The organism is Streptantibioticus ferralitis (assembly GCF_029223525.1).
GTDB lineage: Bacteria > Actinomycetota > Actinomycetes > Streptomycetales > Streptomycetaceae > Streptantibioticus_A > Streptantibioticus_A ferralitis.
The window spans coordinates 262,869-283,641 of the sequence record NZ_JARHTQ010000008.1; the positions used below are offsets into that span (position 1 = coordinate 262,869).

21 protein-coding genes and 1 riboswitch are annotated in these 20,773 nt (G+C 71.1%); of the genes, 10 read left to right on the forward strand and 11 right to left on the reverse strand.

Annotated elements, in window-relative coordinates; translation table 11 throughout:
• Nucleotides 1-43: 43 nt before the first annotated feature.
• The 3 genes from P2L57_RS15485 to P2L57_RS15495 form a co-directional block, all read right to left on the reverse strand.
• A complete protein-coding gene (locus P2L57_RS15485; RefSeq protein WP_275814443.1) occupies nt 44-451 on the reverse strand; it encodes an SCO2097 family morphological protein in 408 nt (135 codons plus the stop codon).
• 286 nt (nt 452-737) lie between these two features.
• The gene (locus tag P2L57_RS15490) at nt 738-1,493 is read right to left on the reverse strand and encodes a methyltransferase (protein WP_275814447.1); all 756 of its coding nucleotides are present in this window, start codon (nt 1,491-1,493) and stop codon (nt 738-740) included.
• A gap of 97 nt (nt 1,494-1,590) precedes the next feature.
• Nucleotides 1,591-2,082, reverse strand: a complete 492-nt coding sequence (locus P2L57_RS15495) for an SAV_6107 family HEPN domain-containing protein (RefSeq protein ID WP_275814449.1) — start codon at nt 2,080-2,082, stop codon at nt 1,591-1,593.
• A gap of 239 nt (nt 2,083-2,321) precedes the next feature.
• Between P2L57_RS15495 and P2L57_RS15500 the strand changes: the two genes are divergently transcribed.
• The 4 genes from P2L57_RS15500 (at nt 2,322) to P2L57_RS15515 (ending at nt 7,626) form a co-directional block, all read left to right on the forward strand.
• On the forward strand, nt 2,322-3,140 hold the full coding sequence (locus tag P2L57_RS15500) for an ATP-binding cassette domain-containing protein (protein ID WP_275814452.1): 819 nt from the start codon (nt 2,322-2,324) through the stop codon (nt 3,138-3,140).
• A complete protein-coding gene (locus P2L57_RS15505; protein ID WP_275814455.1) occupies nt 3,112-5,199 on the forward strand; it encodes a YhgE/Pip domain-containing protein in 2,088 nt (695 codons plus the stop codon). Before P2L57_RS15500 ends, P2L57_RS15505 begins: the two co-directional genes overlap by 29 nt.
• A 21-nt stretch (nt 5,200-5,220) precedes the next feature.
• On the forward strand, nt 5,221-5,823 hold the full coding sequence (locus P2L57_RS15510; protein ID WP_275814458.1) for a TetR/AcrR family transcriptional regulator: 603 nt from the start codon (nt 5,221-5,223) through the stop codon (nt 5,821-5,823).
• A gap of 378 nt (nt 5,824-6,201) precedes the next feature.
• Entirely contained in the window at nt 6,202-7,626 is a 1,425-nt protein-coding gene (locus P2L57_RS15515; protein WP_275814461.1) for a phytoene desaturase family protein, read from the forward strand.
• A gap of 16 nt (nt 7,627-7,642) precedes the next feature.
• On the opposite strand, the gene P2L57_RS15520 is transcribed toward P2L57_RS15515, so the two are convergent.
• The 5 genes from P2L57_RS15520 to P2L57_RS15540 all read right to left on the reverse strand — a co-directional run bounded on the left by P2L57_RS15520 (nt 7,643) and on the right by P2L57_RS15540 (nt 12,260).
• Nucleotides 7,643-8,575 (reverse strand): hypothetical protein, encoded by a 933-nt coding sequence (locus tag P2L57_RS15520; protein ID WP_275814464.1) that lies wholly within the window; start codon nt 8,573-8,575, stop codon nt 7,643-7,645.
• A 62-nt stretch (nt 8,576-8,637) separates the two neighbouring features.
• The gene (gene metF, locus P2L57_RS15525) at nt 8,638-9,555 is read right to left on the reverse strand and encodes a methylenetetrahydrofolate reductase [NAD(P)H] (RefSeq protein ID WP_275814467.1); all 918 of its coding nucleotides are present in this window, start codon (nt 9,553-9,555) and stop codon (nt 8,638-8,640) included.
• A 59-nt stretch (nt 9,556-9,614) separates the two neighbouring features.
• The gene (gene thiE / locus P2L57_RS15530; protein ID WP_275814470.1) at nt 9,615-10,313 is read right to left on the reverse strand and encodes a thiamine phosphate synthase; all 699 of its coding nucleotides are present in this window, start codon (nt 10,311-10,313) and stop codon (nt 9,615-9,617) included.
• Nucleotides 10,314-10,354: 41 nt separating this feature from the next.
• Complete coding sequence (locus tag P2L57_RS15535; protein ID WP_275814473.1) at nt 10,355-10,729, reverse strand: Rv2175c family DNA-binding protein; 375 nt, start codon at nt 10,727-10,729, stop codon at nt 10,355-10,357.
• A gap of 313 nt (nt 10,730-11,042) precedes the next feature.
• Complete coding sequence (locus P2L57_RS15540; RefSeq protein WP_275814476.1) at nt 11,043-12,260, reverse strand: NAD(P)/FAD-dependent oxidoreductase; 1,218 nt, start codon at nt 12,258-12,260, stop codon at nt 11,043-11,045.
• A 216-nt stretch (nt 12,261-12,476) separates the two neighbouring features.
• Nucleotides 12,477-12,590: riboswitch (TPP riboswitch) on the forward strand.
• Between P2L57_RS15540 and thiO the strand changes: the two genes are divergently transcribed.
• From thiO to P2L57_RS15565, 5 genes are all read left to right on the forward strand, one after another.
• Nucleotides 12,587-13,762, forward strand: coding sequence for a glycine oxidase ThiO (thiO, locus tag P2L57_RS15545; RefSeq protein WP_275814479.1), 1,176 nt, complete (start codon nt 12,587-12,589; stop codon nt 13,760-13,762). It overlaps the preceding riboswitch by 4 nt.
• Nucleotides 13,759-13,959, forward strand: a complete 201-nt coding sequence (thiS, locus tag P2L57_RS15550) for a sulfur carrier protein ThiS (RefSeq protein ID WP_269854347.1) — start codon at nt 13,759-13,761, stop codon at nt 13,957-13,959. The genes thiO and thiS overlap by 4 nt, the downstream gene beginning before the upstream one ends.
• A gap of 4 nt (nt 13,960-13,963) precedes the next feature.
• The gene (locus P2L57_RS15555) at nt 13,964-14,770 is read left to right on the forward strand and encodes a thiazole synthase (protein ID WP_275814482.1); all 807 of its coding nucleotides are present in this window, start codon (nt 13,964-13,966) and stop codon (nt 14,768-14,770) included.
• Nucleotides 14,771-14,850: 80 nt separating this feature from the next.
• Nucleotides 14,851-16,758, forward strand: coding sequence for a Stk1 family PASTA domain-containing Ser/Thr kinase (pknB, locus tag P2L57_RS15560; protein ID WP_275814486.1), 1,908 nt, complete (start codon nt 14,851-14,853; stop codon nt 16,756-16,758).
• Nucleotides 16,758-17,633 carry a deoxyribonuclease IV gene (locus tag P2L57_RS15565; RefSeq protein WP_275814636.1) on the forward strand — a complete coding sequence of 292 codons (876 nt, stop codon included), beginning with the start codon at nt 16,758-16,760 and terminating at the stop codon, nt 17,631-17,633. Before pknB ends, P2L57_RS15565 begins: the two co-directional genes overlap by 1 nt.
• A 43-nt stretch (nt 17,634-17,676) precedes the next feature.
• Here P2L57_RS15565 and P2L57_RS15570 read toward each other — a convergent pair whose 3' ends face one another.
• On the reverse strand, nt 17,677-18,291 hold the full coding sequence (locus tag P2L57_RS15570; protein ID WP_275814489.1) for a sulfite oxidase-like oxidoreductase: 615 nt from the start codon (nt 18,289-18,291) through the stop codon (nt 17,677-17,679).
• 171 nt (nt 18,292-18,462) lie between these two features.
• Here P2L57_RS15570 and bfr point away from each other — a divergent pair, with 171 nt between their 5' ends.
• The gene (gene bfr, locus P2L57_RS15575; RefSeq protein ID WP_275814492.1) at nt 18,463-18,945 is read left to right on the forward strand and encodes a bacterioferritin; all 483 of its coding nucleotides are present in this window, start codon (nt 18,463-18,465) and stop codon (nt 18,943-18,945) included.
• Between the two features lie 7 nt (nt 18,946-18,952).
• On the opposite strand, the gene P2L57_RS15580 is transcribed toward bfr, so the two are convergent.
• Nucleotides 18,953-19,249 (reverse strand): (2Fe-2S)-binding protein, encoded by a 297-nt coding sequence (locus P2L57_RS15580; protein ID WP_275814495.1) that lies wholly within the window; start codon nt 19,247-19,249, stop codon nt 18,953-18,955.
• Between the two features lie 143 nt (nt 19,250-19,392).
• Nucleotides 19,393-20,736, reverse strand: coding sequence for a class II 3-deoxy-7-phosphoheptulonate synthase (locus P2L57_RS15585; protein ID WP_275814499.1), 1,344 nt, complete (start codon nt 20,734-20,736; stop codon nt 19,393-19,395).
• Between the last annotated feature and the right edge of the window lie 37 nt (nt 20,737-20,773).

Genomic DNA, 20,773 nt, shown 5'->3' on the forward strand with positions numbered 1-20,773 from the left:
AACCCGCGCCCCTTCAACGTCACGCTTTCGGAAGATCCCGGTGTCAGGGACCCTGCTGCTCATCGCGGCGGCGCTGCCACCGCTCCTCGATCCGGTCCATCACACGCCCCTTGCGGCGGGGGTGATGGCGTCCGTACTGCCCTGGAGACATGCCCATGCCCGGCTGCTGCTGAGCGGGCTTCACCGAGCGCCGCCAACCGGTGATCGCGAGCGCGGCGCAACCCAGCATGACGAGGAATCCCACCACACTGATCCAGATCTGCTGGGCGACCATTCCGGCCATCAGCAGCGCGATGCCCACCAGGAAGCCCGCTACCGCCTGGTATACACGCCGTCGAGTGAACGTGCGCAGCCCGCTTCCCTCAAGCGCCGACGCGAACTTGGGGTCTTCGGCATACAGCGCTCGCTCCATCTGCTCAAGCATGCGCTGCTCGTGCTCCGAGAGCGGCACGGAGTCCTCCTACTCGTCGGTCGCAGGGGCGCGACCGGTACGACCCTTTCAGGATAGGCAGGGATCCGTCCCCGTGAAACCCGCCCCTGAGCGCAAATCCAACCGCCGATCCACTTGTCGCGTACCTGCGGAGTGACGAGCGCGACGGAACGAGGAGTGCATTCCCCACCCACCGGCCCGTCATGCTGTCGTTGCTTTACCCAGATGATACGTTCCGCAGCCCTGGAACGGGTGGGGCTGTGATGGACTGCTCGCGCCGATCCTCAGCCGCGGTGCGCGAGGCTCCTCAGCCGCGGTGCGCGAGCACATGCAACTGGGTGGCGATGGAGTGGAACGCGGGCAGTTCGGCGGCGGCCAGCTCCAGCCTCAGCAGCGCGTCCAGCGCGCCGGGCTCGGTGTCGACGAGCACACCGGGGACGAGGTCGGCGAAGACCCGCACCCCGTGTACGGCGGCCACCTCCAGGCCCCCGTCACGGACCAGCGCGGTCAGGTCGTCCGCGGTGAAGCGGCGGGGCAGCGGGTCGCCCTCGCCCCACCGGCCGTCAGGATCGGAGAGCCCGCGCTGGGCCTCGGCGAAGTGGCCGGCGATGGCCCGCGCGAGCACCGCTCCGTTGCGGCTGGCGGCGAGCAGGCTGAGGGTGCCGGACGGGCGCAGCGCGCGCACCACGTTGCGTACACCCTCGGCCGGGTCGTCCACGTACTCCAGTACGCCGTGGCAGAGCACCGCGTCGTACGAGGACGGCTCGACCACGTCGAGCAGCCCGTGCGCATCGCCCTGCACACCGCGGATCCGCTCGGTCACCCCGGCCTCGGCCGCCCGCCGCTCCAACGCGAACAGCGCGTCGGGGCTGGGATCCACCACCGTCACCCGGTGCCCGAGCCGGGCGACGGGGACCGCGAAGTTTCCGGTCCCACCACCGGTATCCAGCACGTCAAGGGCCTCGAGTCCCGAGGCCTTGGCCTGCCGTTCCAGGGCATCCTTGAGCACCTCCCAGACGACGGCGGTACGCAGGGACGCTCGGGGGCGCAGCGGATCTGACACGGCGGGGCGGCTCCTCGGCGCGGCGTCGCAGGCTCTTGACCTGCGGCACGGAACTTGACGTCGGCCTCCACCTTAATGGCCCGCGGCCGGGAACCCCCTAGCCGAGCGGTGGCTGCAGCCCCAGCAGCCGTTCCACCAGCCGCAGGAACATCCCCGTGGCTCGCAGCAGGTCGTCCGCCGCACGCCAGCTGGCGGCGCCGGGTATGCCTGCTTCCGCCTTGGCGCGGCGGGTGGCGCCGGAGGCGAACAGGGCGCTCCACTCGGCCAGTTCGGGTGCGACCTCGGGCAGAACCTCCCATGCGCTGCGGATCCGCTGTCTGCGGCGGGCGGTCGGTTCCGGACGGCCGCGTACGGCGAGGACGGCGGCGGCGGTGCGCAGCGCGGCGAGGTGAGCCGTGGCGTAGCGCTCGTTGGCGGTCTCCAGGACCGCGGCTTCGTCGAGGCCCGCGTGGGCCTGGGCCAGTAGATCGAGGGCGGCGGGTGGTGCGGCCATCTTGCGCAGGACGGGGTGGACATCACTCGGCGGACCGGATGCCGGGCCCGTGACGCCGTGACGGTGACGTGCGCGTGCGCTGGCGGTGGCAACCATGGCGACCTCCTGTCTTCGGACTCCTGTCTTCCTTCGGACGACGGTTCGAGTCCGTCCACGCTCATAGTGGGGCAGACCACTGACAATCGACTCTGACCTGCGGAAACGCCAGTAACCGCAGCACAGTTGGCGCATCAGCCACCCCCGCCCGAACCGGCCCGCATCCCATGCGGCATACTTTTTGAACTGACCAGTCAGTTCAAGTTCATGCCAGTCAGTTCAAGTTCAAGGGAGGGCACGTGGGTCGGCACGCCGAAGCGCACACGGCTACCGCCGCACCGCACGGTGCGGCGGTCAGCGCCGACGGGTTCGGACTCAAGGGACCACGGGGCTGGGTCTTCCGGAACGTCGCGTTCGACGCGCCGCCCGGGAGCCTGATCGCCGTCGAGGGGCCGTCCGGCTCAGGTCGGACCTGTCTGCTGCTCGCGCTGACCGGCCGGATGCGCGGCACCGAGGGGCACGCGGAGGTCGCCGGACACCGTCTGCCCAAGGGCCTGTCGGCGGTCCGCCGGATCAGCGGGCTCGGACCGGTGGACGGCGTGGCCGAGCTCGACCCCGCCCTGACCGTCGCCGAGCACCTACGGGAACGGGCGCTTCTGCAGCGCCGGTTCGACGGCTCGTTGCGCGCCCTGCTGCGGCCCCGCCGCGAGCGCGCCGCCGAATCCCGTGCCCGGACGGAGCAGGCCCTGGCCACCGCCGGACTGGACCTGGACACGCTGTCCAAGGGCCCGCGCACCTACGTACGGGACCTGGAGCGGCTGGAGGCACTGCGCCTGGGCACGGCGCTGGCCCTGATCGGCCGCCCGCGGCTGCTCGCGGTGGACGACGCCGACCACAAGCTGTCGGCCGAGGACCGCACGGCCGCCTGGCACACCCTCCGGGCCGTCGCCGACGCCGGTACGACCGTGGTCGCGGTGTGCACCGAGGCACCCGAGGACGCGTTCACCGTCCGCCTGGGCGGCGTGGAAGGCGACTCCGAGGAGACGACCAGCACCGACGACACCACCGAGACCAAGGAGGGGGCGGCGCATGCGTACGCCGAAACTGGCCGCGCTTGAGCTGCGCAAGTTCGGCAGGGGGCGGCTGCCGAGGGCCGCGATGGCGGCGCTCCTGCTGCTGCCGCTGCTCTACGGCGCGCTGTACCTGTGGTCGTTCTGGGACCCGTACGGGCGGCTGAACAAGATCCCGGTGGCGCTGGTCAACGCCGACCAGGGCGCGACCGCCCGCGGCCACAAGCTCACCGCGGGCGATGACATCGCCCGCAAGCTGAGCCACAGCAGCGCCGGCTTCGACTGGCAGGAGACGGACGCCGCGCACGCCGCCAAGGGCGTGGAGAACGGCAAGTACTACCTGTCGCTGACCATTCCGGCGGACTTCAGCCGCCGCGTCGCCTCCAGCTCCGGCAACGACCCGCAGACCGGGGCGCTGCAGGTGCGCACCAACGACGCCAACAACTACGTCGTCGGGCAGATCTCCCGTTCGGTCTTCGCCGAGATCCGCTCGGCGGCCTCCGCCAACGCCTCCCGGTCGTTCTACGACAACATCTTCGTCTCGTTCTCCGACATCCACGACAAGACGCAGCACGCGGCGCAGGGCGCCGACGACCTGCACGGCGGAATCGACAAGGCGCAGCAGGCCACCGGGCAGCTGGCCAAGGGGCTCGGCACGGCCAAGAACGCCAGCGACCAGATCGGCAACGGCCTCGACACGCTGCAGAGCGCCACCGGACAGCTCGCCGACGGCGTCCACACGGCGGCGGACGGCACCCAGAAGCTGGCCGACAAGGTCAACGGCTCGGTGGACAGCTACGGCCCGTTCCTGAAGTCCCACAGCAAGGAGATCGGCACCATCGCGCAACTGGTCGCCGACGCTTCGCAGGCGATCCGCGACAATCTCACCCAACTGCCGCAGAAGGCCGCCCAGTTGGCCACCAAGACGCAGACGAACGCCGACAACGCCCGCGCCTACTACCGCACGCACTGCGGCACGGTCCCGCTACCGGGCGCGGACTGCGGCGCGTTGAAGGACATCGCGGACGGCGCGGACCAGGCGGCGAGAGCCGCGGGCGACGTCGACACGCTCGTGAAGGACAACTCCTCGTCGTTCGACAAGATCGACGGCGACCTCAAGACGCTCCACTCGCTGGCGCAGCGGATAGCCGACGAGGCACCGACCCTGTCCACGGACATGGACAACGCGGTCGCCCAGGTCAACGCGTTGAACTCGGGCCTGCACAAGCTCGCCACCGGCGCCGACGGCGTCCACGACGGCACCACCACCGCCAAGAACGCGATCGACTCGCTCGGTTCCGGCATCGGCGACCTGAGGTCCGGCGCACAGTCGATCAACGGCGGGATGTACAAGCTGTCCGACGGCTCCAACACGCTGGCCACCGGTCTGAAGGACGGCGTCCAGCAGATCCCGGACTACGGCAAGCGGGACCGCGACACCCGTACTTCCGTGATGTCCGACCCGGTGCGGCTGCTCTCGCAGGCGACACACAAGGCTCCGACCTATGGCACCGGTCTCGCCCCGTACTTCATCCCGCTCTCCCTGTGGGTCGGCGCCATGGTGGCGTACATGCTGATGCAGCCGCTCAGCAAGCGCGCGCTGTCCGCGGGCGCCCCGGCGTGGCGGATCGCGTTCGCGGGCTGGCTGCCGGTCGCGGCGATCGGTGTGCTGCAGACCGGCGCGCTGCTGTCGGTGCTGCACTGGGCGATCGGGTTGCAGATGGCACGGGCGACCGGGACCGTCGGGTTCCTGGTGCTGGTGGCCGCGTGCTTCGCGGCCATGGTGCAGTTGCTGAACGCGCGCTTCGGGCCCGCGGGCCGGGTGCTCGTCCTGGCGCTGCTGATGCTCCAGCTGACCTCGGCGGGTGGTACGTACCCGGTGCAGGCGTCCCCCGGGTTCTTCAACGCGATTCACCCGTTCCTTCCGATGAGCTACATCGTCGACGGGTTGCGCCACCTGATCACCGGAGGTGAGATGTGGCCGGTGTGGCGGGCGTGCCTGGTGTTGCTGGCGTTCACCGCGGGCTCGCTTACCCTCACCGCGTGGAGCGCTCGCCGTAAGCAGGTGTGGACGGTGGACCGGCTCCATCCCGAAATCAGTTTGTGAACGGGGAGGAGAATCGGCGCTATGAACAGCGCACGACGCCAGGCCACCCGGCAGCGGCTCTACGAGGCCGCGGTCACCCTCATCGCGGAGAAGGGGTTCTCGTCCACCACCGTGGACGAGATCGCCGAGCGCGCCGGGGTCGCGAAGGGCACGGTGTACTACAACTTCGCGAGCAAGAACGACCTCTTCGAGGAGTTGCTGCGGCATGGCGTGGGGCTGCTCACCGCATCCCTGCGCGAGGCGTCGGAGAAGGTGACCGCGGCGGGCGGCAGCCGGGTCGACGCGTTGGACGCGATGATCCGTGCGGGGCTGGTCTTCATCGGCCGCTACCCGTCGTTCACCCAGCTGTACGTCGCGGAACTGTGGCGCACCAACCGGGCCTGGCAGTCCACCTTGATGATGGTGCGCCAAGAGGCGATCGCGGTGGTGGAGAAGGTGCTGCGCGAGGCGGTGGACGGTGGTGAGCTGAGCGACGAGATCGATGTGCCGCTCACGGCGTCCGCGCTGTTCGGGATGGTGCTGGTGGCGGCGCTCGACTGGCAGGCGTTCCAGCCCGACCGCGACATCGACGACGTACACGCGGCCCTGTCCCGCCTACTGCAGGGCAGAGTGGGCGGCAGCTGACGGTTGGGGGCTTGCCGCCAAAGGAATCCCGCGGCGGCGCGCAACCACGACGTACGGGACCGGCGGTACCGAACCCAGCGCAACCCCGGAACGAAGACCCCCCACCGAGACCAGCGCGCTGGTCCGGTACGGCTCGATCCCCCTTCGAGCCGCCCCGGACCAGCGCTTCCCCCGGTCCGCGAGCGGGCGGCTCCGTTCCGCCGCCCCGTGTCGGCGGTCCGATGACTCATCCCTGCTCGCGGGCTCCACTCTCTCGTCGCCGCGGGCGGCTGCCCATCCGCTCGGCTACTCATCTGCGTGCCCAGGTAGCCACTAGGTACGGATACTCAGTCCCGGCCCGGCGGCCGACTGTCAGTGGTGACCGATACAGTCCCTGGCATGGCACGGATCGCGGTAATCGGCGCGGGTATGGGCTCGCTGGCGGCGGCCGCCCGGCTCGCCACGGGCGGCCACCGGGTGGCGGTGTACGAGCGCGCGCAGACGTACGGGGGCGGTGTCGGCCGCTACGAGCGGGACGGGTTCGCGTTCGACACCGGGCCGGGACTGCTCCATCTGCCCGCCGTCTACCGGGACTTGTTCGTCAAGACGGGCAAGGAGACCCTGGAGCGCACCGTCGAGCTGGTCCAGGTGGATCCGGCAAGCCGCCATCTGCTGCCGGACGGCACCGGGTTCGCGCTGCCGAACGCGTCCCGCGCGGGCGTGGTCGCGGCGCTGGACGAGGCGTTCGGGGCCGGTGCGGGCGAGCGCTGGAGCGAGGTGATGAACCGGGCGCGTGCGGTCTGGGAGGTGACCCGCCGCCCGCTGCTGGAGGACACGCTGGCCGCGGACACCGGGCCGCTGGGCCGCGATCCGTACCCGGCGCGCCGCGGGCTGTTCGGCCGTGGATCAGCGCGCACACTGGCCGAGGTGGGCCGCCGCGAGCTGAAGCACCCCGGCCTGGTCTCGCTGCTGGCGGGTTATGTCCTCGCGTACGGGTACGACCCGGGCACCGCGCCGGCCAGCGCGGCCGTTCTGCCCTACATGGAGCAGACCTTCGGCTCCTGGTACGTCGGCGGCGGCTTGCGGGCGCTCGCGGACGCGGTGTACGAGCGCTGTCTGGCGCGCGGCGTGGAGTTCCACTTCGGGGCCGAGGTGGCCGACGTCGTCGAGAAGGACGGCCGGGCGGTGGGTGTGGAGCTCGCGGACGGCACCCTGGCGGACGCCGACACGGTGGTCCGGGGCACCCCGCGCGACCCGCTGCCGGTGGACCTGGCCCGCTTCACCGTGCTGCTGGCACTGCGCGGGCCGCGCCCGGCGGGAACCGCACACCGCACCATCGTGCACGGTGCGGACAGCGCACACGACGGCCGCCCGGGCACCGGCGCGCCCACCGTGGCGGTGCTGCGCCCGGAGGACGCCCGGCTGCGCCCGGACGACGGGCACGAAGCGGTCACACTGACGGTCACCGTGCCCGCGCAGGGACCGGTGGACTGGACAGCGGAGGGCTACGCGGACGCGTTCGCGGACCGGGTGGTGGAGGTGGCGGAAGCCGCCATACCTGGCCTGTCGGAGCGGATCCTGTGGCGCGAGGTGCGCACCCCCGCGGACACCGAGCGGCAGACCGGCTTCCGCGGTGGCGCGGTGCCCGGCCCGGCGCTGGCCGGTGCGTCCGGTGCGTATCTGCGGACCGGCAACCGCGCCCGCGCCGAGGGGCTCTATCTGGTGGGCGGTTCGGCACATCCGGGTGGCGGGCTGGCGCATGCCGGGATGTCCGGGGCGATCGTCGCGGACCTGATCGCGGGCGGTCCCGGCGGCAGCCGATGACCCGGAGTCCGGGCGCTCAGTAGCGGTACGGGTCGTAAGGGTCCGTGGGCTGCGGCTGATCGTGCATCGGGGGCGCCTGCTGGGGGATGTGGGCCTGCTCGGGGATGTGGGCCTGCTCGGGGTAGGGGTGCTCCTGCGGCGGCATCCAGACTCCGTCCGGCGGGGTCTGGTAGCCGTACTGGGCGGCGTACGGATCCTGCGGCGGATAGGCCTGCTGGGGGTACTCCTGGTACTGCGGATACTGCTGCTGGCCGTAGCCGTAGCCGTAGTCGTATCCAGGCTGCGGGGCGTTCCCGAACACATCCGCCTCGTAGGCCATGTACTCGGGCATGGCCGCGGGCTGCTGCTCCGGCCATGCGGAGCCTTCGGCTCCGTACCCCTGCTGCGCGCCGTACCCCTCGTAGCCGGCGGTGGCATACGGGTCGGCGGCATACGGGGAGCGGTCACCGTAGACCGCGTACTCCCCCGTGTCGTCGGGCATCGGCATCGGCGAGTACACCTGTGTGCTGTCCACGCCTTGGCCGTATTCGTCGCCTCCGGCGTCGAACGGCTGGAACGCGGCGGTCGCGGTGAGGGCCTCCTCCGCGGCCACGGCGACCGCGGTCTCCTCGGCGTCGGCCGAAGGCTCCGGCGCGGCCGGCGGGGCGGCGTTCCCCGCGCCGCGGCCCGCCCTGCGGCGGCGGCTGGAGCCGGGCCGCCCGCCGAGCGCCCAACCGGTGGAGAAACCGCGCCGGTGCGACAGCGTGACGAAGGTCTGTCCGGTCGCGAACCCGGCCGCGCCCAGGCAGATCACGATCACCGACGGCAGGGCCACGCCCAGGACCACACCGCAGAACCCGGCGAAGGCCAGCACCCGCCAGCGCAGCCGCGCCTTGTACTGCAGGAGGACCTCACCCAGCAGCCAGAGCGCCACGACACCGAACGCGATATAGAGCACCGTGTAGCCCATGCGCGCACTTCCCTTTTACCGTTCACCGCCGTCGTATCCCCCGGGGGCGGCGGATCCGCCCGTTACGACCTTTGGTGCAGACCGAGATTCTCGTAGATTTCCAGCGACGCTGTGGAGTGGTTCAGGGTAATGAAGTGGAGTCCGGGGATGTCCTCGGCCATCAGCCTGCGGCACATCTCGCTGGCGAACTCCACACCGATGGCCCGCACGGCCGCCGGATCGTCCTGGACCGCGAGGATTTGTTCCGCCAGCCGCGGCGGGAACGGCGCGTTGCCGAGCTGGGAGAAACGCTCGATTTGCCGGACGTTGGTGACCGGCATGATCTCCGGAATGATCGGCGTCTCGCAACCGGCCTTTGCCACCCGGTCGCGCAGCCGCAGATAGTCCTCGGCGTCGAAGAACATCTGGGTAATGGCGAAGTCGGCACCCGCCCGGCACTTCTCCACGAAATGCCGGGTGTCGGACTCCCAGTCGGTGGAACGCGGATGCATCTCGGTGAAAGCCGCGACGCCCACGCAGAAGTCCCCGGACTCCTTGATCAGCTCGACCAGTTCGGCGGCGTAGCGCAGGCCCCGCGGATGCGGGACCCACTCGCCCATCGGATCGCCGGGCGGATCGCCGCGGACCGCGAGCATGTTGCGGATTCCGGCGTCCGCGTACTGCCCGATGATGTTCCGCAGCTCGGCGACCGAGTGGTTGACCGCGGTCAGATGCGCGCACGGGGTCAGCGTGGTGTCGGAGACGATGCGGTCGGTGGCGCGGACCGTCCCCTCACGGGACGAGCCGCCCGCGCCGTAGGTCACGGATACGAAGGTCGGCCTTACGGCCTCGATCCGACGGATGGCGTTCCAGAGGGTCCGCTCGCCCTTCTCGGTTTTCGGGGCGGCGAATTCAAACGAGTACGAGCGCTCGCCGGACGAGAGCAGTTCACGAATGGTGACCGCGCGATCGGTCCTGGTGGAAGGAGTTCCGAGGGCCATGTCGTTCAGGCTAACGGCCTGCGTGGACACCCCGTAACCAGCTTCAGCGATATGACCGGTTATGACGGACTTCCGTCCGCCCCTCGGACGATCTTCGCCAGCCGTGCCGCGGCCTCGGCGGGATCGTCCGCCTCGGTGATCGCCCGGACCACGACGATCCGCCGTGCTCCCGCCGCCAGCACCTGCTCCACATTGGACAGGTCGATACCGCCGATCGCGAACCAGGGGCGGCCGGTGGCCAGTCCGGCCGCGTACTCCACCAGCGGCAGACCGGGGGCGTGCCGTCCCGGCTTGGTGGGGGTGGGCCACACCGGCCCGGTGCAGAAGTAGTCCGCACCGGGCTCGGCGGCGGCCGCGGCCGCTTCGGATTCGGCATGGGTGGAGCGCCCGATGACCACCTCGTCACCGAGGATGGCGCGGGCTGCGGGCACCGGCAGGTCACCCTGACCCAGGTGCAGCACGTCCGCGCCCGCCGCGTGCGCGACGTCCGCCCGGTCGTTGACCGCGAGCAGCTTGCCGTGTCTGCGGCAGGCCGCGGAGAAGACCGCGAGGTGCTCCAGCTCCTCGGCGGCCTCCATCCCCTTGTCACGCAGCTGGACGATGTCCACGCCGGAGCCCAGGACCGCGTCCAGGAACTCGGGCAGATCGCCCTGGCGCTTGCGGGCGTCGGTGCACAGGTAGACCCGGGCGTCGGCGAGCTTCGCGCGCACCGCACGCCCGTAGTGCGCGGAATCGGCCTCGGCGGCGGTACTGGTCATACGGTGGCGCTCCCCCGGTCGGGTCCCCGGACGGGGAAGGGTCAGACGGCGAGCGCCTGGGCGCGGCGCTTCACCTCGGTCCCGCGATTCTCGCGCAGAGCCTGGGCGGGGGTGCCGGGCAGGGTCGGGTCGGCGGTGAACAGCCACTCCAACGCCTCTTCGTCGGTGAAGCCGTCGTCCCTGAGGAGCGTCAGCGTTCCGGCGAGTCCCTTGACCGCCTTGCCGGCGCCGATGAAGTCGGCGGGAACCATCAGGACCCGGTTTTCGCCCCGACGGACCGCGATGAGCTGACCCTCCTTGATCAGCTGCCGAACGCGGGTCACTTCGATATCGAGCCGCTCAGCGGCGTCGGGGAGAGTGAGCCAGGAAGGTACGAGGGCGTCAATCTTGGGGTCAATCGACGAGTAACCAGTCACGGGACAAGCCTGCCATCCCGCACCGCCAACCGGTACCCGGGCTGGGGCGCACGGGGGACGGCGCCGCACGGGCCCCGGTCCGAGGTGGGCGACCGGGCTCGGCGTCCGGCCCGGTCCGCGCCCGGCGCGCCGCCCGCCCGAAGTCACCCTGACGGCTGCCCGCCGTACCAGGGCCGCTCGGCGAGTCTCCGGGCCACGACGACGCGTCGGCCACGACGCGGAGGGCCCACGCCACGGAGGGCCCGCGGTGCAGAAAGTCGGCCTACGACGCGGAGGGCCCGCCGCGCGGACGGTTCACCCCGCGGGACAGGCGCTATGCCGCGCTGCGTACCGCCGACTTCAGCGGGACGGAGGGATCGGCCGCCGCGGACGGGTCCAGTAGCGCGCCGCGTTCGATCAGCTTGCGGCCCTGGGCCAGGTCGCGCGGCCGGCCCACGGCGAGCAGCGCGACCAGCGCGCCGTCCCGCAGCCAGCACACCGACCACGCCGGACCGTCCGGATCACCGCGCCGCAGTATCTGGTCGGCGTCGGTGTGGTGGCCCGCGTACTGCACGAAACGCCCGAACTGCTCGGACCAGAAGTACGGCACCGGGTCGTACGGCTCGTCCCCGCCCAGCAGGTTTCCCGCCGCCGTACGCGGTCCCTGCACAGCGTTGTCCCAGTGGTGGATGAGCAGCCGCTCGCCGTAGCGGGCGGACGGGAACGACGCGCAGTCGCCCACCGCGAGGATGCCCGGGACCGAGGTGCGCAGCCGGTCGTCGGCGCGTACCGCCCGCTGCGCGTCCAGCTCGATGCCGGAGCCCGCGAGCCAGCCGGTCGTCGGGCGCGCGCCGATCCCGACCACCACCGCACCGGCGGGCAGCCGGGTGCCGTCGGCGAGCACCACCGCGCCCGGTTCGACACCGGCGACCGTGGCTCCGGTCAGCAGCCGCACCCCGGCTTCCTCGTACCAGCCGCGCATCGGCGCGGCGATCTCGGCGGGCAGCACCCCGGCCAGCGGTCGCTCCGCGGCCTCGACCACGGTCACCTCGCACCCCGACTCGCGGGCCGCCGTGGCGAACTCGGCGCCGATCCATCCGGCGCCGACCACGACCACCTGGCGTTTGGCGGCCAGGACCGGGCGCAGCGCGTTCGCGTCGTCCAGGGTGCGCAGCATGTGTACGCCCGGTACCCCGACCGCCCCCGGCAGCGTCACCGGTTCCGCGCCGGTGGCGATCACCAACCGGTCGTAGGGGACCGTGCCCCGCGCCGTCGCCACCTGCCGCTCCGCCGGGCGCACCGCGTCGGCGTGCTGGCCGAGCAGCAGCTCGATGCCGAGCCCGGCGAAGTCCACGTCGAAGGCGGAGCCGTCGGCGGAGCCGAGCAGCACGGACTTGGACAGCGGTGGCCGGTCATAGGGGTGGTGCGGCTCCGCGCCCAGCAGTGTGATCGAGCCGCTGAATTCGTGTTCGCGCAGCGACACCGCGGTCTGTACTCCGGCCATCCCGGCTCCGACCACCACGACGCGGCGCACATTCTGGTCATCGCTCACGTGATCACGGTAGCGCCGCACAGGGCGGATACCGCAGCGGCGTGCGACGAGATCCCTGACACATCGTCACGCCCACCCCCCGGCGCTTCGCCGGCACAGCGCGGCGCCACGACCCCGCCCCCTCACTCCTGGCCGGGGGCCGGGAGTGCGGGGCACCCGGGATCCGTCCGAGGGGGTCTGGGGGTCCCCCGGATCAAGCAGTAAGGTGGCGTCACGCATTGCACTCGCGGGAGCCCGGACGTACCGGGCTGAGAGGGCGGCTGAGCGGCCGCCGACCGTAGGAACCTGATCCGGGTCATGCCGGCGAAGGGAGGAGCGGGATTGTCATGCTTTCTTCGGGTTGCCCGCCGCAAGGCGACGACGTGCTCGTCATCGGCGGCGGCATCATCGGTCTGGTCACCGCCTGGCGGGCGGCCCAGCACGGGCTGCGGACGGCGGTGGTGGACCCGTCACCGGGCGGCGGCGCCGCACGCGTGGCGGCCGGGATGCTCGCCGCCGTCACCGAGCTCCAGTACGGCGAGCAGACGCTGCTCGACCTCAATCTGGCCTCGGCGCGGCGTTATCCGTCGTTCGCCGCCGAGTTGACCGAGGCCACCGGTCTCGACCTCGGCTACCGGCCGTGCGGCACGCTCGCGGTCGCGCTGGACTCCGACGACCGTGCGGCGCTGCGCGAACTGCACGCCTTCCAGCTCTCGCTCGGCCTCGAATCCGAGTGGATCAGCGGTCGTGACTGCCGCCGTCTTGAGCCGATGCTGGCCCCCGGGGTACGCGGCGGCCTGCGGGTGGACGGCGATCACCAGGTCGATCCACGGCGACTCGGCGCCGCCCTGCTACGGGCCTGCGAGCTCGCCGGGGTGACCTTCCACCGCGATCTCGCGGACCGGGTCACGGTCGACGGCGACCGGGCCCATGGCGTGGTGCTGCGCGACGGCACGGCGCTCACCGCCGGGCAGGTGGTACTGGCCGCGGGCAGCCTGAGCGCCACCGTCGCGGGCCTGCCCGAGCACGTACGGCCACCGGTGCGGCCGGTGAAGGGCCAGGTGCTGCGGCTGCGGATCCCGCAGGCGTACGCGCCCTTCCTGTCCAGGACGGTGCGCGGGGTGGTGCGCGGCGGCCATGTCTATCTGGTGCCGCGCGAGAACGGCGAGTTGGTGGTCGGCGCGACCAGCGAGGAACTGGGCTGGGACACCACGGTCACCGCGGGCGGCGTCTACGAACTGCTGCGGGACGCGCACGACCTCGTACCCGGCATCACCGAACTGCCGCTCTCCGAGACCCTGGCGGGGCTGCGCCCCGGCTCACCGGACAACGCCCCGATGCTCGGCCCGACCGCGCTGCCCGGGCTGCTGCTGGCCACCGGCCACCACCGCAACGGAGTGCTGCTCACCCCGGTCACCGGTGATGTGATGGCGCAGGTACTGACCACCGGCGAAGTCCCGGCGTACGCACGCCCGTTCACCTCCGCACGATTCGCGAACGCACTCCAGGAGCAGGCCGTATGACCGTCTCGTTGAACGGCGAAGCCCGCGAAGTCCCCGAAGGCCTCACCCTCGACCGCCTCGTCGCCACCTTGACCACCGCGCACTCCGGCGTGGCCGCCGCCGTCAACGAGACGGTGGTCCCCCGCAGCCGATGGACCAGCACCGCGCTCGGCGAAGGCGACCGCGTCGAGGTCCTCACCGCGGTCCAGGGAGGCTGATCACATGGCCGACGACCTGTTCAAGATCGCCGACGCCGCCTTCACCTCCCGGCTGATCATGGGCACCGGCGGTGCGCCCAGTCTTGAGGTCCTGGAGCAGGCGCTGCTCGCCTCCGGGACCGAGCTGACGACGGTCGCCATGCGCAGGCTCGACCCGACCGTCAAGGGCTCGGTGCTGTCCGTGCTCGACAAGCACGGCATTCGCGTGCTGCCGAACACGGCGGGCTGCTACACCGCCGGGGAGGCCGTCCTCACGGCGCGACTGGCCCGCGAGGCGCTGGGCACGAACTGGGTCAAGCTCGAAGTCGTCGCGGACGAACGCACGTTGCTGCCGGATCCGGTCGAACTGCTGGACGCGGCCGAGACGTTGGTGGACGACGGCTTCGTCGTACTGCCGTACACCAACGACGACCCGGTGCTCGCCGCCAAGCTGGAGGACGTGGGGTGTGCGGCGGTCATGCCGCTGGGCTCGCCGATCGGCTCCGGGCTCGGCATCCGCAATCCGTACAACTTCCAGCTGATCGCGGAGCGGGCGTCGGTTCCGGTCATCCTCGACGCGGGGGCGGGCACGGCGTCGGACGCGGCGTTCGCCATGGAGCTGGGGTGCTCGGGGGTGATGCTGGCGTCCGCTGTGACCAGGGCGCAGCAGCCGGTGCTGATGGCCGCCGCGATGCGGCACGCGGTCGAGGCGGGACGGCTCGCCGCGCGGGCGGGCCGGATTCCGCGCCGGCATCATGCGGAGGCGTCCTCGCCCGTGGAGGGCCTGGCCGCGCTGGATCCGGAACGCCCGGCGTGGGGCAGTGGGGCCTGACGGCCCCGGAGCACGCCGCGAGGTGGGGCCGATCCTCGTGGGGGCTGGCTCCCACAGTCCCACCTCGTAAACTCCATCCCGTGAATACGACCCTCCAGGACCCGCTCGTCGGGCAAGTGCTCGACGGTCGGTACCGGATCGAGGCACGGATCGCCGTCGGCGGGATGGCCACGGTCTACCGGGCCGTGGACACCCGTCTTGACCGTGTGCTCGCGCTCAAGGTGATGCATCCGGCGCTGGCCGGCGACGCCGCCTTCGTCGAGCGGTTCATCCGGGAGGCCAAGGCGGTCGCCCGCCTCGACCATCCCAACGTGGTGGGCGTGTTCGACCAGGGCACCGACGGTACGTATGTCTATCTGGCGATGGAGTACGTGGCCGGATGCACACTGCGGGACGTGCTGCGCGAGCGCGGCGCGCTGCCGCCGAGGGCCGCGCTGGACATCCTGGAGCCGATACTGGCCGCGCTGGGCGCCGCGCACCGCGCGGGCCTCGTACACCGTGACATGAAGCCGGAGAACGTCCTGATGGGCGACGACGGCCGGGTCAAGGTCGCCGACTTCGGGCTGGTGCGCGCGGTGGGCACCGACACCACCTCCACCAGCGGCGAGGTGCTGGGCACGGTGTCGTACCTGGCACCGGAGCAGATCGAGCACGGCACCGCCGACGAGCGCTCCGACATCTACGCGTGCGGGGTGCTGCTCTACGAGATGCTCACCGGCGCCAAGCCGCACAACGGCGGCACCCCGGCCGCCGTGCTCTACCAGCATCTGCACCAGGACATCGCGCCGCCGTCGGCCGCGGTGCCCGGCCTGGCGCCCGAGCTCGACGAACTGGTGACAGTCATGGCGGCGCGTGAGCCGGGGCCGCGCCCGTCCGACGCGGTGGCGGCGCTCGGGCGGTTGCGTTCGGTGCGCTCGGCGCTGTCCGACGAGCAGTTGGACGCGGCGCCGCCGCAGGCTTTGGCGGGCGCGGACGGTGACGACCGTACGACGGTCATCCGCCGCGAGCGGACCCAGCGGACCGAGGTGATCAACCGCACCAGCCGTTTCCAGCTGCCACCGGATCTGATCAAGCACGAGGAGCCCCCGGCGCCCGGCGCCCGACGGCGGCTGCCGCGCCGCGGTCTGATAGCGATCGTCACCGCGCTGCTGGTGCTGTTCGGCGCCGGCGCGGTCGTCTGGTACGTGGGCTCCGGCCAGTTCACCAGCGTGCCGCCGGTGCTGGCGCTGTCCAAGGCGCAGGCCGAGCAGAAGCTGCGCAACGCCGGGCTCGGCGTGCGGGTCAGCGAGGGTTTCAGCGAGACCGTCGCCAAGGATCATGTGATCTCCACCGATCCCGGCCCCGGCCAGCGCATCCGGGGCAACGGCACGGTGCATGTGGTCGTCTCGCGCGGCCCGCAGCGCACCGATGTGCCGCAGGTGGCCGGCAAGCCGCTGGAGCAGGCGCAGCAGCAGATCAAGGATGCCGGTCTGACCCCGGGGACGGTCGCCGAGGCCTTCAGCGACACCGTGCCCGCGGGCGCCGTGATCTCCATCGATCCCGCGCCGGGTACCGCGCGCAAGAACGGCGACGCCGTCGCGATCACCGTCAGCAGGGGCAAGGCGGTGCCGATCCCGAACGTGGTGGGAGCGACCGTCAGCGACGCCGAACAGAAGCTCCAGGCCGCCGGGTTGAAGGTGCAGGTCTCCGGCAGCCCGGTGTACTCGGACTCGGTGCCCAAGGACTCCGTCGCCCAGCAGAGCCCCGCCGACGGCGGACAGGCCGCGCAGGGCGACACCGTCACGCTGACCGTCTCCAAGGGCCAGCAGCTGTTCAAGGTGCCGGATGTGACCGGTCAGGACACCGACACGGCGAAGCAGACCCTGGAGGCCGCGGGCTTCAAGGTCACCGTGATCAACCTGTTCTTCACCGGCAAGGTCTTCAACGAGTCGCCCGGCGGCGGTTCGATGCAGCCGAAGGGCACCACGATCACCCTGTGGGCACGCTGATGGCGGTCAGGAGCAGCGGTCCGGCCCGCAATCCCGTCGGCGCCCATGTCCCGGTGGCCGGTGGGCTCGCGGCCACCGGCCTGAAGTACGCGGACGACATCGACGCCGAGGCCGTCCAGGTCTTCGTCGCCAACCCGCGCGGCTGGGCGACGCCGGTGGGCAGTCCGGCGCAGGACGAGGCCTTCCGCGAGCGGTGCGCCGCCGCGGCGGTTCCGGCCTACGTGCACGCCCCCTACCTGATCAACTTCGGCTCGCACACGGCGGCGACCGTGGACAGTTCGGTGGCCTCGCTACGGCATTCGCTGCGCCGGGGGCGGGCGATCGGCGCGCGGGGCGTGGTGGTGCACACGGGTTCGGCAACCGGTGGGCGGCCTCGCTCGGTGGCGCTCGCACAGATACGGGAGCGGATGCTGCCGCTGCTCGACGAGTTGACCCACGACGACGACCCATGGCTGCTGCTGGAGCCCACCGCCGGGCAGGGTGCCTCGGTGTGCTCCCGCATCTGGGACCTCGGCCCGTACTTCGAGGCACTGGACCGGCATCCGAAGCTGGGCGTGTGCCTGGACACCTGCCATGTCTTCGCCGCGGGCCACGACCTGACCGGCCCCGGGGGGATGAAGCAGACGCTGGACCTGCTGACCGACACGGTCGGCGCGGGACGGCTGAAACTCATCCACGCCAATGACTCCAAGGACGTGGTCGGCGCGCACAAGGACCGGCACGAGAACATCGGCGCCGGTCACATCGGCGCGGAGCCGTTCGGTGAGCTGTTCCGGCATCCGGCGACCGAGGGCGTACCGCTGGTGATCGAGACGCCGGGGCCGAAGGAGAAGTACGCGGCGGACGTGGCCCGGCTCAAGGAACTGCGGGCGTAGCGGCCCGCGGGCACCGCGCCCCGGTCAGGATCCGCCGGGAAGGCTAGAGCTCGGGGCCTTCGCCGGGGACCTCCTGGTACGAGTAGCGCTGCTCGCCCCATGGGTCGCCGATGTTGTGGTAGCCGCGCTCCTCCCAGAAGCCGCGGCGGTCGGCGACCATGTACTCGATGCCGCGCACCCACTTGGGGCCCTTCCAGGCGTACAGATGCGGGACTATCAGACGCACCGGGAAGCCGTGCTCGGCGGTGAGCAGCTCGCCGCCCCGGTGCGTCGCGAATATCGACTTGTCGTCGGCGAAGTCGGCGAGCCGCAGGTTCGAGCTGAAGCCATACTCGGCCCAGACCATGACATGCGTGACCTCGGGTGCGGGCGGCGCCAGCTTCAGCACCGTCGAGGTGGCCACCCCGCCCCACTCGACGCCGAGCATGGAGAACTTGGTGACGCAGTGGAAGTCGCCGATGACGGTGGCGTGCGGCAGCGCCGAGAACTCCTCGTGGTTCCAGCAGTGCTTCTCACCGTCGGCCGTGGCCCCGAACACCCGGAACTCCCAGCGGTCCGGCTTGAACCTGGGCACCGGCCCATAGTGCAGAACCGGCCAGCCGCGCTGAAGCCGCTGTCCGGGAGGAAGCTCTCCTTCGCGGCGTTCCGACTGACCCATGACTCCATGGTGACAGACCGGGCAGCATGCTCTTGACCCGCGGTGAACCGCTGGGCGGCCAATCACGACAAGCTGCCATGAGTGTGTACTTACTGGATCGGTCCGCGGCTCGGTGCGAGGATGCGCCCATCTGCCCCGCCCCCAGGGCACCAACGAAGGGACGGCGTTGCCATGCAGGGCGACCCCGAGGTCATCGAGTTCCTCAACGAGCAGCTGACCGGCGAACTGACCGCGATCAACCAGTACTTCCTGCACGCGAAGATGCAGGAGAACTTCGGTTGGTACAAGCTCGCGAACTACACCCGGGCCGAGTCGTTCGACGAGATGAAGCACGCGGAGGTGCTCACCGACCGGATCCTCTTCCTTGAGGGGCTGCCCAACTACCAGCGGCTCTTCCATGTCCGGGTGGGCCAGACGGTGACCGAGATGTTCCAGGCGGACCGGCAGGTCGAGGTGGAGGCGATCGACCGGCTGCGCCGCGGGATCGAGGTGATGCGGGCCAAGGAGGACATCACCTCGGCCAACATCTTCGAGTCCATCCTGGCCGACGAGGAACACCACATCGACTATCTCGACACGCAGCTGGAACTGGTGGAGAAGCTGGGCGAACCGCTCTACATCGCGCAGGTCATCGAGCAGCCGGACGCGTCGTAGGCCGGGCTCAGGCCGCCTTGAACGCCGCCAGCACCGGACGCGGCGCGGCCGCGGGCTCGCCACGGGACTGCTCGGTGGCGGCCGCCGTGGGAGTCAGCCGGGCCTGGATCTCAGCGCGTGAGACCTCGCCACGTGAGACACAGCCGCCGCCGCGGCCCAGCAGCGCCTGTATGCGGCGGACGCAGGAGCCGCAGTCGGTACCCGCCTTGCACGCGGAGGCCACATCACGCGGGGTGCAGGCCCCGGCGGCCTTGTGCGCATGCACCTGTGCCTCGGTCACGCCGAAGCAGCTGCATACGTACACGCGGGTTCCCTCCCAGCGGGTCCCTAGGTTACTGAGGCAAACCTAACCTTACCTGCCGTGCCCTGCACCGCAAAGAGCCGAGGGGCACGGATCCATGTGATCCGTGCCCCTCTGGCTTTTTGGGGTTTGCCGGTGGCCGCGGCCTACTGCTGGCGGTACATCTCCGCGACCAGGAATGCCAGGTCAAGCGACTGGCTGCGGTTGAGCCGCGGGTCGCAGGCGGTCTCGTAGCGCTGGTGCAGATCGTCGACGAAGATCTCGTCGCCGCCGCCCACGCACTCGGTGACATCGTCACCGGTCAGCTCCACATGGATGCCGCCCGGATGGGTGCCAAGGCCCTTGTGGACCTCGAAGAAGCCCTTGACCTCGTCGAGCACGTCGTCGAAGCGCCGGGTCTTGTGACCGGAGGCCGCCTCGAAGGTGTTGCCGTGCATCGGGTCGCACACCCACGCCACATGCGCGCCGGACGCGGTGACCTTCTCCACCAGCTCGGGAAGCCGGTCACGGATCTTGTCGGCGCCCATGCGGGTGATGAACGTCAGGCGGCCGGGCTCGCGCTCCGGGTCGAGGCGCTCGATCAGGGTGAGCGCGTCCTCCACGGAGGACGTCGGGCCGAGCTTGACGCCGATCGGGTTGCGGATCCGGGAGGCGAACTCGATGTGCGCGCCGTCCAGCTGCCGGGTGCGCTCGCCGATCCACACCATGTGCCCGGAGACGTCGTACAGCTTGCCGGTGCGCGAGTCCACGCGGGTCAGCGCCGACTCGTAGTCCAGGATCAGCGCCTCGTGCGAGGAGTAGAACTCGACGGTCTTGAACTCCTCCGGGTCGGTACCGCAGGCCTTCATGAAGTTCATCGCGTTGTCGATCTCCCGGGCCAGCGCCTCGTAGCGCTGACCGGACGGGGACGACTTCACGAAGTCCTGGTTCCAGGCGTGCACCTGGCGCAGGTCGGCGTAACCACCGGTGGAGAAGGCACGCACCAGGTTCAAGGTGGCGGCCGAGGCGTGGTACATCCGCTTCAGCCGCTCCGGGTCCGGCGTGCGGGCCTCGGGGGTGAACTCGAAACCGTTGACGCTGTCGCCGCGGTACGTCGGCAGGGTGACGCCGTCGCGGGTCTCGGTCGGCTTCGAGCGCGGCTTGGAGTACTGGCCGGCGATCCGGCCGACCTTCACCACCGGGACCGATGCCGCGTAGGTGAGCACGGCACCCATCTGCAGCAGCGTCTTCAGCTTGTTGCGGATGTGGTCGGCGGAGACCGCGTCGAACGCCTCGGCGCAGTCGCCGCCCTGCAGCAGGAACGCCTCGCCACGGGCGACGGCCCCCATGCGGTTGCGCAGCAGGTCACACTCGCCTGCGAAGACGAGCGGCGGATACGACTCGAGGTCGGCGATCACATCGCGCAGAGCCTCGGGGTTGGGCCACTCGGGCTGCTGCGCCGCGGGAAGGTCGCGCCAGGTGTTGCCACTGGCAGGGGATTCAGCGTTCACGGTCACAAGGCCAACATTACGGGGTCTTGTCCAGATG